Source organism: Roseibium sp., from assembly GCF_965232425.1.
Taxonomy (GTDB): domain Bacteria; phylum Pseudomonadota; class Alphaproteobacteria; order Rhizobiales; family Stappiaceae; genus Roseibium.
Map to the genome: position 1 here is coordinate 1,627,360 of NZ_OZ246971.1, position 15,984 is coordinate 1,643,343.

Below are 15,984 nucleotides of genomic sequence, written 5' to 3' on the forward strand. Positions count from 1 at the left end.
ATGGCAAAAAAACCGCGCCGTTTCTTTGCTTCGGGTCTGATGCGCAGGCTCTACCTTCAGATTTATGCCACGCTGATCGCAAGCCTCGTGCTGGTGGTCATCATTTCCGGCGTGTTGTGGGAGGCCGTGGGCCGTGACCGCCTGAACCGGAACATCCTGGATACGGTCAGCCGCTTCGTCGCCCTGACGCTTCCGCCTGACGATGCAAGCCGCGCCGATCAGCAGCGCACGATTGCGGGCCTCGGCGCCGAACTCGACATCGCGCTTGCCCTGTTCGACGAGGAAGGCCGTTCCATCGCGGTCTACGGCGAACCGGACATGCCACCGGACCGTCACGCCGGTGAAACCGGCTGGTTTCGGGCGCGTGGCGGACCGGTCCTTTCGCTTGCCCTGCCGGATGGCCGCTGGCTGGTTGCCGACGCGCATGACGCACCTCCGTTCGAACCTCTCCTGAACCTGTTGTTCCTGCTGGCCGTTGTCGCCGTCTGCGTCGGGATCGCCGTCTATCCGGTGTCCCGCCGCCTCACCAAGCGCCTGGAAACCCTGAGCCACGGCGTCGACCGGATCGGCTCCGGAGACCTCAATGCCCGCGTCGACGTCCAGGGGCAGGACGAGGTTGCGCAGCTTGCCCGCAAGTTCAATTCGGCGGCGGACAAAATCGAGCAGCTTGTCAGCGCACACAAGCTTCTGCTCGCCAATGCCTCGCATGAATTGCGCACGCCACTTGCGCGCATCAAGCTTGCGCTTGAGATGGATCAGGCGGAGGCCTCCGAAAGACACCGAAGCGCCCTGAAGCGCGATATCGAGGAACTCGACGCCCTGATCGACGAGATCCTGGTCATGAGCCGCCTCGATGGCGACATGCCGACGGGCACACCCGAACCCGTCGATCTCCTCGCGCTCGTTGCCGAGGAATGTGCCCGCTACGACAACTGCCAGTATTCGGGACGCGTTCCGGAGATCGCCGGAGATCCGCGTCTCCTGCACCGCATGCTGGGGAACCTGCTCGAAAATGCCTTCAAACACGGCGCGCCACCAGTGACCGTTGCCCTGTCCGTTTACGGAAACACCGCACGGATTGACGTCCATGACAGCGGTGACGGAATTTCCGAGGCCGACCGGGAAAACGTGTTCCAGCCGTTTTACCGTGCACCGGGCAAGCAGAACGTCGACGGCTACGGACTGGGCCTGCCGCTGGTGCGCAAGATCGCGGAAGTCCATGGCGGAACCGCTTTCGTCGCTGCCGGATCGAACGGGACTTCGAGCATCCGGGTCAGCCTGCCCCTGACACCACCGCCCCGCGACACCTGAGCCGCGAATTTAGGCTTTCCAGAGCCCTGAAAAGGACTACCATCGTCGTGAATCGAACAGCGAAGGTGATGGCGGATGAGCGACGGGTTTCACAGTTTGGATCAGGCGGACCCGCTTTGCCGGATGAGCGCAGACGAACTCGCGAGCGGCTATCGCGCGGGCACGTTTTCTCCCTTTGACGTGACAAAGGCGTGCCTTGCGCAGGCCGAAGAGATCGATCCGGTTTTCAACGCCTTCACGTTCCTGGATCACGAGGGTGCGCTAGAGGCCGCGAGGGCATCAGAGGCCCGATGGGTTGAGGGAGCTCCCTTGTCTGCGGTCGACGGCATCCCGGCGACCCTCAAGGATATCGTCTGGGTGAAAGGCTGGCCCACCCGCTTCGGCAGTCTTGTCACCAGCGATGCGCCCCAGTCGGAAGATGCGCCGAGCGTACAGCTGATGCGCGCGGCCGGCGTCGTCTTTCTCGGGCAGACAACGACGCCCGAATTCGGCTGGAAGGCGGTCACGGACAGCAAGGCCTTCGGGATCACACGCAATCCGCACAATCCGGCCATGACCCCCGGCGGCTCTTCCGGAGGCGCCGCCATTGCCGCAGCGCTCGGCGCCGGCGTCTTTCACCTGGGCACGGATGGTGGCGGATCGATCCGCATCCCGTCCTCCTTCTGCGGCATCACCGGTCTCAAGCCGACTTTCTCGCGCGTGCCCGCCTATCCGGCGAGCCCCTTCGGAACCGTAGCCCATATCGGTCCGATGTGCCGCAATGCGCGCGATACGGCCGCCATGCTGAAAGCGATGAGCGGACGGGACCGGCGCGACTGGAACCAGGGTGAAGGTCAACTCGCCCCGCTTGAGGATCCGGCCACTGCCATCACGGGCAGCCGCATTGGCTACTGGACGGTTCCACCAGCCGGCAAGGTTGACGCCGAAGTCGCCGCGCTTGTCGATGCCCAGATGCGACGGCTGGAGGCGGCAGGCGCTGTCATTGAGACTTTCGACCTTCCCGCAGACGACCTGCTCGAAACGTTCCACAAACACTGGTTTTCGGGCGCTGCCGCGCGTCTGGCCCCGTACGGACCCGCAGAGCGCGAAAAGATCGATCCGGGTCTTCGGGAGATTGCCGGAACGGGCGCCGCCTATGACGCAAAGACCCTGGTCGCCGCGCAGGTCGAGCGTGCCGAGTTCGGTGCACGGATGGACATGGCGCTTGCAGATCTTGACTTCATCCTGTCGCCCGCCGTCACGGTTCCGGCTTTCGAGGCCGGACTGGAAGTCCCGGCCGGGTCCGGCCTGCAGCGCTGGACGGAATGGGCGAGCTTCAGCTTCCCGATCAACCTGACGCAGCAGCCCGCAGGTGTTGTTCCTTGCGGCAAGACCGAAGCCGGTCTGCCCGTCGGCCTGCAAATCATCGGCGCGCGCGGTCAGGACGCAAAAGTGCTGTCGTTCATGGCGGCGATTGAGGGGATGTAACACATTTAAATTGTCGTTTCAGCACCCGGAAGAGCAATGCACGTTGCTGCGCGCAACGCTGCATGTCGCGTCGAATGGCACTCGATCAAACAGAGTTTCGAAAACCACGAGAAACCTTGGCTACTCATGCGCTTATCGTGTCGCACCAGGAGCGTTCAGAAGCCTGCAGATTAAGCCAAGGAAACGGCAAAGGACTATTGCGGCTCATCTATTTTTTCATCGGTTGACTTGTGATTACTCACTGTTTCATTCGGTGGAATGTCCGTGAAAAGCTGGCGAACTGGAACCTCTAACCATATGCTCAGGGTCTCTTGCATATGGGGTGGGACCGGCTTTTTCTCCGCAATCCAGCTTTGAACACTCGCGAGCGGAACACCGGTCAGTTCAGCAAGTTGTGACGCTTCTTTGCCTTTTTCTTTCAAGATTGAGCTTAATCCTACACCCCAACGGTCATCAGCCAGTTCCTGTTGCTTAAACCAATTGTTGGCTGCTGACTTTATCGCTTGTATCGCTTGCTCTGAAAACAGCCCCGATATGATCGCTATGAAAGAAATAAAGAACGGGCTTAACGTGGCTCTGCCCGATTGCGCGGAAGGATCTGTTAAAAATAGAACACCTGCATTTGCCAAAACATAGATCGACAGCGCGGTGATTGCCCCGAACCATGGTCTGGAGAAAAAGAAAGCTACGTTCAAGTTCTCATGATACCGAACTTCATATTTTTCTTTCTGAAAATAGAGTTGCGTTATGAAGATCGTGCTCCCCAAAACTCCCATGGCAAGAACCAAAAAAAGCACAAGTATTTCACTCGGCATTATCGAAAGCCTGTAAGGCAACCTCCACAAAATATCCTTCAATGAAGAAAATTCAGATACTGCATCTTGAAGCAGAACTTTTTCGTTTTCATCTAATTTATTGTATGGGTGTATCAGGCTTATTGTTGTGAAAACACCGTCTCTTATTTTATTCGCGTATTCCTTGTTTTTTTCCCTGAATTTTTTAACACCAGCTTCAGTTTTGAACTCATTTTTCTTGGCACTGACGAGATTTCTAAAAACATCATCACCACGTTTCTGACGTTTTTCCAGTTCCTGCAATTCAGACTTATGGACTTCGGAAAGCTCGAGATCTCTTAGCTGATTGGACAGATCAGTATAAATCACCTTAACGCTATTTTTATGCTTTTCCAGATCCCTGAAGACAAACCCTTGATAACTTGTTTCAATATCTGTCTTAAAATCCCTAACATCAACGTAAAACGGGTCGAATATTTCGGTATACTCTTGATCAAATTGTTTTCTTCTTGCGACTATCCCATCAAGTTTACTTTGCATTTGATCAAGTTCAAACAATCTGCTTTCTAGTATACTTTTATCTACTGAATACACGTTAGATAATTCAATCAGGCGCCAGATTGACAATCGCGTATCACTAATATTTACATACTGCATTCGCGATTGTATTTGATAACTACTTAACATTAATATCGAAACAGCTATTGTCACGACATAAAGCAACACCAGCCAAAGGCCTATTATGAGATTTGAAATCGGGCCTGCATTCGGCGTCTTCCTTCGCGGACCTTGCTCCTCGACGTCTTCGACAACTGTCTCAGTCATTGCGCTCCCCCATTGATCGTTAAGTCACAATCACGCAATGCAATTAAGAGGGATAGGGAGAGATTTTTCAAGTTTGCCGCGAGTGTTAACTCAAAATAACATCAGGTTTAACCTTTTCGATTCCCTTCTCGATCAGAAAGGATAGTTTGTTTGCTGATTGGAAACGCGCGATAATTGTTGGATCCGCATTGATCGCCTGAAAAGGCAACACGACGTTATTGTCGACCTCGGAAGACACCGCGACTAGTCTGAACAGGTGAACAGATGACCCTGGCACGGACAATCGAAACAGACCCCGGAGCGGATCGCAAACGCCCGCGCCTGTTGCGGCGTGTGCTTGACCGGGATCTTGTAAGGTCGCTTGCGGCGCGGGTGCGGGACGCGGCACGGGCTCGCGGCTGGCTCGACGCGGATGGGCAGGCCGCACCGCGCATGCGTGGCAGGAGGCTGGAGATCGACGATCCCGACTATGTCGCCTTTCTCGCCGATGTGCTGGCGCTTCGGGACGTCGCTGACCTGCGCTCGGACCCGGACCTGCAAGACGCGCTCGATCGTACCTGCGGCCAGCGTCTGAAGCCGCTGCAGGCCGATGTCTGCCGGATAACCTTTCCCGGTGAACCGTGTGGCACGGCAGCGCACCAGGATGCCTGGTACTGCCAAGCGCCAGGTTTGTGGATTGCCTGGGTCCCGCTCGTCAATTGCCCGCGGCGGCTTGGGGCCCTTCAGGTCGCCGAGCGGGAAACCAAACTCCAGCCTCACGACGAAACCGGACTGAGCGGAGACATTCCGTTTAAATGGCGTAGCGTTCCCTGCGCCCCGGGCGATGTTCTGCTGTTTTCGGGCCTGACCCCTCACAGGAGCCTGCCCAATCGCAGCGCCGACCTGCCGCGGTTGTCGATAGACCTTCGCTTTGCCCCGGATCGACGGTGACACCCGGATGAGCCTTTTCCTCTGGAACCATGCTGTGACCGCGGAACGCTACCGGCTTTTCACCGACCGTCATGACCGCTACCGGCTTGCTGCAAGGGCGCTGGTCGAGGCCGCGGCAATCGGGCCCGGGCACCGGGTTCTGGATGTCGCCGCGGGGATCGGCTGCACCGCTCTGGCCTGCCTGGAACGGCTGGGAGAAACCGACGTGGTCGTGTCCGTAGAGGCATCCGGTGCCATGCGGCAGGAAGGCGAACGCCGCACACGGGGCCTACGGATCGCCTGGCGCTCCGCGCCGCCTGAAGGGCAGCAGTTCGACCGGGTGATCTGCGGCGCCGCAATCTGGGCGCTCGGCCCGGTCAGCGAGGTGATCGGCGGGATGTCGAACCTTGTGGCGCCAGGAGGCATCCTCGCCGTCTCGCTTCCCGCCGCCTATCTGGGCGAAGCCGATGAACCGGGTGGCGGCATCGACCCTCATCTCACCGCCCTGCCTTCCGCGCTGGCTGCGCTTAACCTCGGCAAGCCGCCCGACGCCGCGCTGCCACCCCTCAGCAACACGCGCCTGACGCAGGCATTCCGGGAAAACGGCTTCTCCATGGCGCGGTCGGATACGAGGCTCAGACTGACGCAGCAGGCCTATCTCGACTGGATGGCACTGCCCCCGGTGAACGAAACGCTGCTTGGGCAGACCCGGCCGGAAGACCGGCCGGCGCTTCTTGCCCGGATAGCGGAGGATCTGGACATGGCTTCCTGGCGCTGGGAGCGGTGGGCGCTTTGCGTCGGCACCGAAGCTACACGATGATCGGGTTCAATGACGGAGCCGCCATCAAGTGTCCCGGCGCGGGAACATTCGTGCCCCCGACCACCGGACCAACCGGTACGTAGGGAGGCGCAAAGGTGGGCACCGGACCGTAGCCGAGGACGTTCATGACCTGCGCGGCGCCGAGCCAGGTCGAGGCTCCGAGCGCCAGTCCGGTGGCTACGCGGTTGATGAAGGCCGTTTCCCCGCTCAAGGGAGCAGGGAGTGCCTGGGTAATCGCATCGGCGATTTCCGAGTGCACGATGATCTTTGAGGCCCGGGCGGATACGCAACTGATAAGTGGCATTGGAACATTCGGCGTCGGGGGCGCATTGGGTCCCGGCCAAGCGGCAAAGGCCGGATACCACGGCAAGCCGGGGACGGTGACCCTGTTTTGCCACAGGAAAAAATTGTCGGAGAAGCCTTCGGCGATCCCGTTGGCCATGTCCCGTGCCAGACCGGACAGCGACTGGACCTTCGGATGGATGCGGATATGGGATTCAAGTTCCGGACCGTCGAGGCAGCCCGGTGCGCCGATCGCGCTGACCGCCATGATGTTCAGGCCGGAGAAATGCGCGCTGAGCTTCCACATGTCGACAGCCTGCTTGACCGCTGGCTTGATCGCGTCGATCACGGCCGCCTGATCGGCGGAGGTGAAGGATGCGGTCGGCGCCGCGCCACTGCCTCCCGATGAGCCGGATGCGATGGAATACATCTGTTCGACCATCATCGTGGCCTGTGCCTGGGCCGTGCTCGCGCCGGCGTTGCCGATTTTCGCAAGATTGCCGGCGGCATTGCCGACGCCTTCGTTCAGCACCTTTGCAGTATGCGTGGCGCTCTGCCCTACCGTTTTCGCTGCTTTCGCCCCGACCCCGGCAGCATGGTTCGCGGTTTTTTGTGCGGCACCGGATGTCTTCTGGGCAACACCCGTTGCTATATCGGATACTTTCCTTGCGGCATTCGAAACATTGTCGGCTTGCCGGGTGGCGTGTTTGGCCACCGATTTCGCGGTCTGACCCGCAAATTCCGCGGCGTGTTTTGAAATTCTGGTATGACGCAAACTGGGAATCATTGTTCAAGTCTCCTTAAAAAAATCTCTAACCGCTTTTGACGTTCCGGCTCTCCCAGGTGGCATTGTGCCGGGCCTTCCAGCGAACCAGATCGGCGATCTCGGCCTTCAGCTGCGGCGCATAATTGAAGAAGTTCCTTTCGAGCGCAGGATCACATCCAAGATCGGTTCCCGGCGCGGCCGGGATCCGGGAAGGATCAAGCCACCAGTCCGTAAATCCGTACTCGAGGTGGTACCGGTCGTAGATCGCCGTACCGGGAAACGGCACAAGCACACCGAAATTGTTGAAGAAATCGGTCATGGGCGCCAGCTGCGCCATCAGGGCGCGGGTATTGGCGAGTTCCTCCGGTCCCTCGTCCGGAAAGCCGAACATGAAGTTCACGATCGTGGTCATTCCCGCCGCCTTGGCGGCCTGAACCGCCGCGATGACGCGTTCGGGCGTCTGCCCCTTCCTGATGGCGCGCAAAATACCCCTGTCGCCGCTTTCAATGCCGAAATTGATCGCCACGCATCCCGCGCGGCGCATGCGCTCCAGATCCTTTGGAAGCACCATGTTTCCCGGCGTGATGCAGGTCCAGGTCATGCCCGCCAGGTCCGGCTCCGCCAGGATGGCGTCACACAGGGCCTCGAGCCGCGGGCGGCGGGCGGTGAAGGCATCGTCCCAGAAGGGCACGTGCGTGAGACCGAACTTGCGGCGCAGCGTCAGCAATTCGGCGACAACGTTTTCCGGGCTGCGCCAGCGATAAGCCCGGCCCGTGACATAGTTAGCGCAGAAGGTGCAGCGCGCAGGGCATCCCCGGCTGGTAACGACACCGCCTGCGACGGCGTCCTCGCCTGTGGCCTTGGCGGCAACGTGGGGAAAGGGCAATGCGTCGAGATCCTCGATCGTACCGTGGGGCGGACCGTGCCCGGTCCGTGCGTGAAGGCCCGGAATGGCGTCGAAGCTGCCACCGGTTTCAAGCGCCTCGGCCACAGCCAGGATTGCATGCTCGCCCTCACCGCTGAGAGACAGATCGAAGCCGTGTGACAAGGGCTCCTCCGGCAACACGGTCGGGTGCGGTCCCCCCGCGATCAGAATGGTATCGCCATCCGGCAGCATTTCGGCGAGCCGGTATCCGGCCAGGGCGTTGTAGGTGAAGAGCGTCATGCCGATGAGATCGGGACGAAAACGCCGGACTTCCTCAGCAAGCCGCGTCCGGGCCACCGGTGCCCGGGCATTGGCAAGGTCCAGGCAGCGCACCGCATGCCCGGCTGAAAGCAGCGCCGCAGCGACATACTGCTGGCCGAGATAGGGCGCGTTCATCGGTTGCGGCAGCGGAGGCAGAACCAACAATGCTCGAACCATGCCAAAGACCTCCAGAAGCAGACACGGATGTCTGGAACCCAGGGTGCGGACCCATAAATGAAGCCCATTTGGCGCTACAGCCTTACGCTAAGTCAAGTGAATTGCCGCCTCAGACTCCGCACGGAAAAACCAATGAGCGCAGAACGCTTACCGTGGATTGCAAATCGCAGTCACGGCAAGCCCTGCCTGCTTTTCCGGACGTGTCGCCGGACTGGAAAAATGCCGGCATCCGCCTCATTCGGTCGTCCGAGGCGATTTTCCCTGCGTGAGGGCCGCGCGAAAGGCTCGCGCCGGAACAGATCACATTGTCGGTGAGAAGAAAGATGGTGGAGCCAAGGGGGCTCGAACCCCTGACCTCTTCGCTGCCAGCGAAGCGCTCTCCCAGCTGAGCTATGGCCCCGTATCGCATCTTGGTGCCGGTCTAGGTCCCCGGCGTCGATGGAGGCGGAACATAGTCACACCGCCCCCCAAGATCAAGCAGAAATTTCGAAGATTTTTCCTGCCGTGAACAACCGTGGAAAGGCCGCCTGGATGGGCGGCCCGGCAAGAGGATTACTGGTCGGTATCGTCTTCGATCTCGACGCGGATACCGGGAACGGAATCCTCGTCTTCGTCTTCGTCTTCCAGGAAAACGTCGTCGTCGGATTCGTCGTTGTCGATCTCGACATCGTCGTCGCCATCGATATCCGGCACATCATCGGAGCCTTCCGCTTCCGCGTCAGCTTCCTCGAGGCTCACGACTTCCGGAGCTGCCGCGTCCTCTTCTTCTTCTTCCTCTTCCGGCTTTTCTTCGACCTTGGCCGCCTTGGCCGCGCGTGCCGTCATCACGGTCTCGAAGATCGTGCCGCATTTCGGGCACGTTATCGGATCCCGATTCAGATCGTAGTATTTGGCGCCGCAGCTCGGGCAAAGCCGTTTTGTACCAAGTTCAGGTTTTGCCACTGTGCTCACCCTTCGTTTGTTATCTGGCTGACTTGTCGGTGGGCCGCCCCATAGCGTCAAGCTCAGCTGCTGTCAAAGACAAATCGGACAAAAAAACCGTTCGCCCCATTCTTCTGCATGTTGCGAACCAAATTTCAAGCGCGCCGGAAAGTTCTCGCCAACAAATCGCATTATATGGACCCCGGACGCTTTACGATTTCCTAAGACCGGGCGGACGCAAACGCCCGGCTTGAGTGGCAAGCCGGTGCCTTACGGAGCCGTGCGGAAAAACCGGGTGATGACGGGGCCGCATCCGCATGATAGGACGTGACACCTTTTCGAAAACTCTCAAGTTCCGGACATTGAAAATGTCACATGATACCGCGCCCACGCCTCTCACCGCGAGCAAGGGCAGCCCGCTGACCGGCACGATCCGCGTGCCCGGCGACAAGTCCATTTCTCACAGGTCCATGATGTTCGGTGCACTCGCCGTCGGGCGCACCACCGTGAAAGGCCTGCTGGAGTCCGAGGACGTTCTGGCGACAGCCGACGCGATGCGCGCGGTCGGCGCGACCATCACGAAACAGGATGACGGCTCCTACACGGTCGACGGGATCGGTCTCGGCAGCCTGCTGGAGCCGGAAGGCGTGATCGATTTCGGCAATGCCGGCACCGGCGTCCGCCTGACCATGGGCATCTTCGGCAGTCACAATATCGCGGCGACCTTTGTCGGCGATGCGTCGCTTTCCAAACGCCCGATGGGCCGCGTGCTCGATCCCCTGCGTGAAATGGGGACCAACGTGATTGCCCGCGACGGCGACCGCCTGCCCGCGTCCATCCGGGGCGCGGAAACCGCCCTGCCGATCACCTACCGGGTGCCGATGCCGTCCGCGCAGGTCAAATCGGCCGTGCTTCTGGCTGGTCTCAACGCCCCCGGCGAAACAACCGTGATCGAACCGATCCCGACGCGCGATCACACCGAGAAAATGCTCAAGGGCTTTGGCGCAGAGATTTCCGTCACGCTCAACGAAAACGGCGAGCGGGTCATCAAGCTGACGGGACAGCCCGAACTGAAACCGCAGGACATCGACGTGCCGGGCGATCCGTCCTCGGCGGGTTTTCCGCTCGTTGCCGCGCTGATCGTCCCGGGGTCCGACATCACCATCGAGAATGTGCTTTTGAACGAGCACCGGACCGGCCTGATCACGACGCTGATCGAAATGGGCGGCGACATCGAGATCGTCAACCGGCGGGAGACGGGTGGTGAAGAAGTCGGCGATCTGCGGGTGAAGGCAAGCCAGTTGAAAGGCATCACCGTACCGGCGGAGCGCGCACCGTCCATGATCGACGAGTATCCGGTGCTGGCAATCGCCGCCGCCTTTGCCTCCGGCGATACCTTCATGCCGGGGCTCGAAGAACTCCGTGTGAAAGAGTCCGACCGGCTTGCCGCCGTTGCGCGCGGCCTTGAAGCCAACGGCATTGCCTGCGTGGAGACGGAAGACACGCTGATGGTGACCGGTAGCGCCAACACGATCGGTGGCGGCACCGTCACCACCCATCTCGATCATCGCATCGCCATGGCCTTTCTCGTGCTGGGCATGGCGTCGGACAAGGCGGTCACCGTCGACGACGGCGCGGTGATCGCGACCAGCTTCCCGACTTTCACGTCCCTCTTCGAAACCCTCGGGGCCAAGTTCTCCGAGAAAGCCAGCGAGGCGGCATGATTATCGCGATTGACGGTCCTGCGGCCTCCGGAAAGGGAACGCTTGCGCGCAGGCTCGCCGATCACTTCGGCCTGAGGCATCTCGATACCGGCCTGACCTACCGGGCGGTGTCGGCCGCGCTTCTTGCCAAGGGGCTGCCGCTCGGAGACGAAGGCGTTGCCATCGAGATCGCGCAGAACCTCGACCTGGCGCAGATGGACAAGACCGTTCTGTCCGCGCATGAAATCGGCGAGGCGGCCTCGCGCATCGCGGTTCTGGGCGGGCTCCGCAAGGAGCTTGTCGAACTGCAGCGCCGGTTCGCCGAAACACCTCCCGGTGCCGTCCTGGACGGGCGCGACATCGGCACGGTGGTCTGCCCGGATGCCACGGTCAAGCTGTTCGTCACCGCGTCTCCCGAAGCGCGCGCCCGGCGGCGTACAGATGAAATGATCTCCAAGGGAAAGGACGCAAACTACGCGTCCGTTCTCGAAGATCTCAAGCGCCGGGACGAGCGCGACAGCCAGAGAACCGTCGCCCCGATGAAACAAGCTGAAGATGCGGTCTTGCTTGATACGACAGAAATGGATATAGAAACCGCGTTCCAGGCGGCTGTGGATATCATTTCGAGCGCCAAGGATGGTCCAAGGACCTAGGGGTTCACTTCAGGTGCGCCCCTCTCCGCGCATCCGGAACACATCCGGCCTTGAAGGCCGCAGGTTCTTATGAACGACAATTGAATTTCGGCAGGACGCGTCTCAGGTCGTGTCCTGTGGCGAGACCGGATTTTCCGTCTGCCGCCTCCGCCGGCCCGCTTTTCGAAGCGGAAGGATCAGCGAAGATCGCGATCCCGGGAGACAGGCAATCCGGAGTGCAACACCAACCCGCCGGCGGTGCGCCAACAGGCGCTCAGGAGTATAAATGACCGATTTCAATCCCTCTACCGAGGATTTTGCAGCTCTTCTCGAAGAGTCCTTCGTCCAGAACGACCTCTATGAAGGTGCCGTCGTCAAAGGCACCGTCGTTGCAATCGAAAAAGACCTTGCCGTCATCGACGTCGGCCTGAAGGTCGAAGGCCGCGTGCCGCTGAAGGAATTCGGCGCCAAGGGCCGCGACGGCGAAATGGGTGTCGGCGACGAAGTTGAAGTTTACCTCGAGCGTGTTGAAAACGCTCTCGGCGAAGCTGTTCTGTCGCGCGAAAAAGCACGCCGCGAAGAAAGCTGGGTTCGCCTGGAAGTCGCGTTCGAAGCAAACGAGAAAGTCAACGGCCAGATCTTCAACCAGGTCAAGGGCGGCTTCACCGTCGATCTGGACGGCGCCGTTGCCTTCCTGCCGCGTTCGCAGGTCGATATCCGTCCGGTTCGCGACGTGACCCCGCTGATGCACACGCCTCAGCCGTTCCAGATCCTGAAAATGGACAAGCGCCGCGGCAACATCGTCGTGTCCCGCCGTGTCGTTCTGGAAGAGACCCGTGCCGAACAGCGTTCGGAACTGGTTCAGAGCCTGGAAGAAGGACATACCGTGGAAGGCGTCGTCAAGAACATCACCGACTACGGTGCGTTCGTCGACCTCGGCGGTATCGATGGCCTGCTGCACGTCACCGACATCGCGTGGCGCCGCATCAACCACCCGTCGGAAGTTCTCACCATCGGCCAGACGGTCAAGGTGCAGATCATCCGTGTCAACCAGGAAACGCACCGCATCAGCCTTGGCATGAAGCAGCTTGAAACCGATCCGTGGGACGGTATCGAAGCCAAGTACCCGCTGGAAGCCAAGTTCAACGGCCGCGTGACCAACATCACCGACTACGGTGCATTCGTCGAGCTGGAGCCGGGCATCGAAGGCCTGATCCACGTTTCGGAAATGTCCTGGACCAAGAAGAACGTCCATCCGGGCAAGATCGTTTCCACTTCCCAGGAAGTCGAAGTGATGATCCTGGAAGTCGACCCGGTCAAGCGCCGCATTTCTCTCGGCCTGAAGCAGACCCTGCAGAACCCGTGGGATGCGTTCGCGGAACAGTTCCCGATCGGTGCCAACGTCGAAGGCGAAGTCAAGAACAAGACCGAGTTCGGCCTGTTCATCGGCCTCGACGGCGACGTGGACGGCATGGTGCACCTGTCCGACCTCGACTGGAACCGTCCGGGCGAGCAGGTCATCGAGGAGTACAAGAAGGGCGACATGGTCAAGGCCATCGTCCTCGACGTGGACGTCGAGAAAGAGCGCATCTCTCTCGGCATCAAGCAGCTCACCGGCGATCCGATGGAATCGGGCGCAGCCGGCGAACTGCGCAAGAACTCCGTCGTCACCTGTGAAGTCACCGAGATCAAGGACAGCGGCCTGGACGTCAAGATCGCAGACAGCGACCTGACAGCGTTCATCCGTCGCGCGGACCTTTCCCGTGACCGCGAAGAGCAGCGCCCGGAGAAATACTCCGTTGGCGACAAGTTCGACGCGCGCATCACCCAGTTCGACAAGAAGACCCGCCGGGTCACCGTGTCGATCAAGGCGCTCGAGATCGCCGAAGAAAAGGAAGCTGTCGCACAGTACGGCTCTTCCGACAGCGGTGCGTCGCTCGGCGACATCCTGGGTGCTGCCCTCAAGCAGCAGTCCGACGACTAAGGTTTTCGCGTCCCGAAGCTTCGGGAGCGGAAATGAAAAGCCCGGCAGCGATGCCGGGCTTTTTTGTTGTCCGGCACAAGAGGACAGTAAGCCACCTCCTTTCGTGGACACGGACACGCGAATGTGCCCTGATAGCCGGACCGAAGATGGTTCTGCACGGGGGTCACCGATGCGCTTGTTTCTCGTCCTTCTCCTCGCGCCCATGATGGGCACATCCGCCCTGGCGGAGATTGACCGGCTGAAGACCAAATGGAAGGTCAAAACCGATTTCGAGAAGAGTGCGGCCGCGCGCGAGTCGATCAGCGGGGCGGATTGCGCTCCGGACGGCGGATGGTGCCTGGCGGCGAATGACGAGAAGAATTACGCGCAGTTTTTCAAGATCAGGAAAAACAGGCTTGATCCGGACAAGAAAGGCGTGATCCGGCTGCTGCCGAAAAAAGTCGATGGCAGGAAGATGGACGAGATCGATGCCGAAGGCGTGGTGTTCGTGCCATCCGGGAAAGAAGATGCGCCCTCCCATTTTTATGTCACCGGTTCGCACGGGCTGTCCAGGAGCGGTGACTTCCAGCCGTCCCGGTATACGCTCTTCCGATTTCCGGTCGAGACAGGTTCCGGCAAACCGGCCTTCAAGTTCAACGACAAGAAGGTCTCACCGGAAGTCGAGCGCACCATGCTGCTCACCGAGACGATCAAGTCCAATCCGGATCTCGCGCCGTTTGCCGATCAGACGCTGGACCGGAACGGTGTCACCATCGAGGGGATCGCCGAGATGAACGGCGACATGCTGTTCGGCCTCAGAAGTCCCTGCCTTGCCGGTCATGCGCTCCTCCTGCGGGTGCCCACGGAAGCCCTTTTCCAGGCAACACCGCCTCCTTCCACGACAGACAAGGTCGCGCTTGGCGACAATGTCGGCATTCGCGACCTGACACGCGTGAAGAACGGCCTTCTCATTCTGGCAGGCCGGAGCGACGACCGGCGCGGCTCCGAGGATTTCACCTGTGGCGAGAAGCGCAAACCACCCTCGCCGGCGCCGTCGCTCTGGTTCTGGAGCGGCGTGTCGGGCGACGCTGCAAAGCCGCTCGGGGCGCTGCCCGGGGTCGATCTGAATGCGAGCGCCGAAACGTTGCTGGTTCTGGAGGAAACCGATACGGCCTACAGGGTGCTGGTCCTGTTCGACGGCGAGAAGAACGGAGCACCGGTGGCGTTTCTGGTCGGCAAGTAAGACCGCACCCGGCCGCAAGCGAACCGAAGTCAGGTTTACAAGGCTTGCGTCCGATGCAGTAGTCCTGAATGATCGTGGGACATTCACGTCTGCCGCTTCTGGATTTCCAACATGTCAGCCCTCGATCTGTGCCGCCTCGCCGGCACCGTCTTTCTTGCCGTCACGCTGGTGGTGACCGGCGATACCTGCGGCAAGCTGCTCACGCAGAGCGGTGTGGATCCCTTCATTGTCGCCTGGACGCGCTTTTTGATCGCGGCGCTTGTCCTGTGGCCGCTTGCCCGGATGCAGTGGCGGGAGCTTGGCCCGATGAAGGATTGGCGGGTGATCCTGAGGGCCGTGTTCATCGCGGGCGGGATCAGCTCCATCCTGACGGCGCTGGAAACCGAGCCGATCGCCAACGTGTTCGGTGCCTTTTTCATCGGACCGATCATTTCCTATATCCTTGCCGTCGTCTTCCTGAAGGAACGGCCTTCGGCCGCGCATACAGTCCTCCTGGCGATCGGGTTTCTGGGCGTTCTGCTGGTGGTCAAACCCGGATTCGGCATGACTGCGGGCACGCTGTTCGCCCTGCTCGCCGGAACGTTCTACGGCTGCTACCTGTTCATGACCAAGCTGCTTGCCGGGGCCATGCGGCCCACCCGGCTGCTCATGTCGCAGCTCCTGATCGGCACGGTGCTGCTGACGCCCTTCGGCCTGTCTTCGCCTCTTCCCGCCAATGAAGCCGGCGTCTGGATCCTGATCATCGCGAGTGCGCTGACGTCAGCAGCAGGCAATTATCTACTGGTGATCGCCAACCGGACGGCAGATGCCAGTCTCGTCGCCCCGCTGGTCTATACGCAGCTCATTTCCGCGACCGTGCTTGGCGTTGTCGTATTCGGCGACTGGCCCGATACGACAGCCTTTGCCGGCCTGTTTCTGATTGCCGCCACGGGTCTGGGATCTCTGGCGCTCCGGCGTTCAGCGTGAACATGCAGCGGCTGGCACT

General features: G+C 60.3%; 13 protein-coding genes and 1 tRNA gene. 9 read left to right on the forward strand and 5 right to left on the reverse strand.

The window, feature by feature from the left end:
* Together ACO08A_RS07395 and ACO08A_RS07400 are read left to right on the forward strand one after the other, a co-directional pair.
* Complete coding sequence (locus ACO08A_RS07395) at positions 1 to 1,311, forward strand: sensor histidine kinase (protein ID WP_422040514.1); 1,311 nt, start codon at positions 1 to 3, stop codon at positions 1,309 to 1,311.
* Between the two features lie 75 nt (positions 1,312 to 1,386).
* Positions 1,387 to 2,778: an amidase gene (locus ACO08A_RS07400; RefSeq protein WP_422040515.1), complete on the forward strand. Its 1,392-nt coding sequence runs from the start codon at positions 1,387 to 1,389 to the stop codon at positions 2,776 to 2,778.
* Between the two features lie 194 nt (positions 2,779 to 2,972).
* Here ACO08A_RS07400 and ACO08A_RS07405 read toward each other — a convergent pair whose 3' ends face one another.
* Positions 2,973 to 4,397, reverse strand: coding sequence for a hypothetical protein (locus tag ACO08A_RS07405; RefSeq protein ID WP_422040516.1), 1,425 nt, complete (start codon positions 4,395 to 4,397; stop codon positions 2,973 to 2,975).
* A 264-nt stretch (positions 4,398 to 4,661) separates the two neighbouring features.
* Between ACO08A_RS07405 and ACO08A_RS07410 the strand changes: the two genes are divergently transcribed.
* Both ACO08A_RS07410 and ACO08A_RS07415 read left to right on the forward strand, forming a co-directional pair.
* Positions 4,662 to 5,327 (forward strand): phytanoyl-CoA dioxygenase family protein, encoded by a 666-nt coding sequence (locus tag ACO08A_RS07410; RefSeq protein WP_422040517.1) that lies wholly within the window; start codon positions 4,662 to 4,664, stop codon positions 5,325 to 5,327.
* Between the two features lie 7 nt (positions 5,328 to 5,334).
* Complete coding sequence (locus ACO08A_RS07415) at positions 5,335 to 6,126, forward strand: class I SAM-dependent methyltransferase (protein ID WP_422040518.1); 792 nt, start codon at positions 5,335 to 5,337, stop codon at positions 6,124 to 6,126.
* On the opposite strand, the gene ACO08A_RS07420 is transcribed toward ACO08A_RS07415, so the two are convergent.
* From ACO08A_RS07420 to ACO08A_RS07435, 4 genes are all read right to left on the reverse strand, one after another.
* Positions 6,116 to 7,195 (reverse strand): hypothetical protein, encoded by a 1,080-nt coding sequence (locus ACO08A_RS07420; RefSeq protein WP_422040519.1) that lies wholly within the window; start codon positions 7,193 to 7,195, stop codon positions 6,116 to 6,118. The genes ACO08A_RS07415 and ACO08A_RS07420 overlap by 11 nt on opposite strands.
* A gap of 25 nt (positions 7,196 to 7,220) precedes the next feature.
* Positions 7,221 to 8,537 carry a B12-binding domain-containing radical SAM protein gene (locus tag ACO08A_RS07425; protein WP_422040520.1) on the reverse strand — a complete coding sequence of 439 codons (1,317 nt, stop codon included), beginning with the start codon at positions 8,535 to 8,537 and terminating at the stop codon, positions 7,221 to 7,223.
* Positions 8,538 to 8,861: 324 nt separating this feature from the next.
* Positions 8,862 to 8,937 (reverse strand) — tRNA-Ala (locus tag ACO08A_RS07430).
* A gap of 152 nt (positions 8,938 to 9,089) precedes the next feature.
* Entirely contained in the window at positions 9,090 to 9,479 is a 390-nt protein-coding gene (locus tag ACO08A_RS07435; RefSeq protein ID WP_421981082.1) for a TIGR02300 family protein, read from the reverse strand.
* Between the two features lie 347 nt (positions 9,480 to 9,826).
* Here ACO08A_RS07435 and aroA point away from each other — a divergent pair, with 347 nt between their 5' ends.
* The 5 genes from aroA to ACO08A_RS07460 all read left to right on the forward strand — a co-directional run bounded on the left by aroA (position 9,827) and on the right by ACO08A_RS07460 (position 15,965).
* Positions 9,827 to 11,182: a 3-phosphoshikimate 1-carboxyvinyltransferase gene (aroA, locus tag ACO08A_RS07440; RefSeq protein WP_422040521.1), complete on the forward strand. Its 1,356-nt coding sequence runs from the start codon at positions 9,827 to 9,829 to the stop codon at positions 11,180 to 11,182.
* A complete protein-coding gene (gene cmk, locus ACO08A_RS07445; protein WP_422040522.1) occupies positions 11,179 to 11,814 on the forward strand; it encodes a (d)CMP kinase in 636 nt (211 codons plus the stop codon). The genes aroA and cmk overlap by 4 nt, the downstream gene beginning before the upstream one ends.
* A gap of 265 nt (positions 11,815 to 12,079) precedes the next feature.
* Entirely contained in the window at positions 12,080 to 13,777 is a 1,698-nt protein-coding gene (gene rpsA, locus ACO08A_RS07450) for a 30S ribosomal protein S1 (RefSeq protein ID WP_422040523.1), read from the forward strand.
* A 169-nt stretch (positions 13,778 to 13,946) separates the two neighbouring features.
* The gene (locus tag ACO08A_RS07455) at positions 13,947 to 14,999 is read left to right on the forward strand and encodes a DUF3616 domain-containing protein (protein WP_422040524.1); all 1,053 of its coding nucleotides are present in this window, start codon (positions 13,947 to 13,949) and stop codon (positions 14,997 to 14,999) included.
* A gap of 111 nt (positions 15,000 to 15,110) precedes the next feature.
* Entirely contained in the window at positions 15,111 to 15,965 is an 855-nt protein-coding gene (locus tag ACO08A_RS07460; protein ID WP_422040525.1) for a DMT family transporter, read from the forward strand.
* The last annotated feature ends 19 nt before the right edge of the window (positions 15,966 to 15,984 follow it).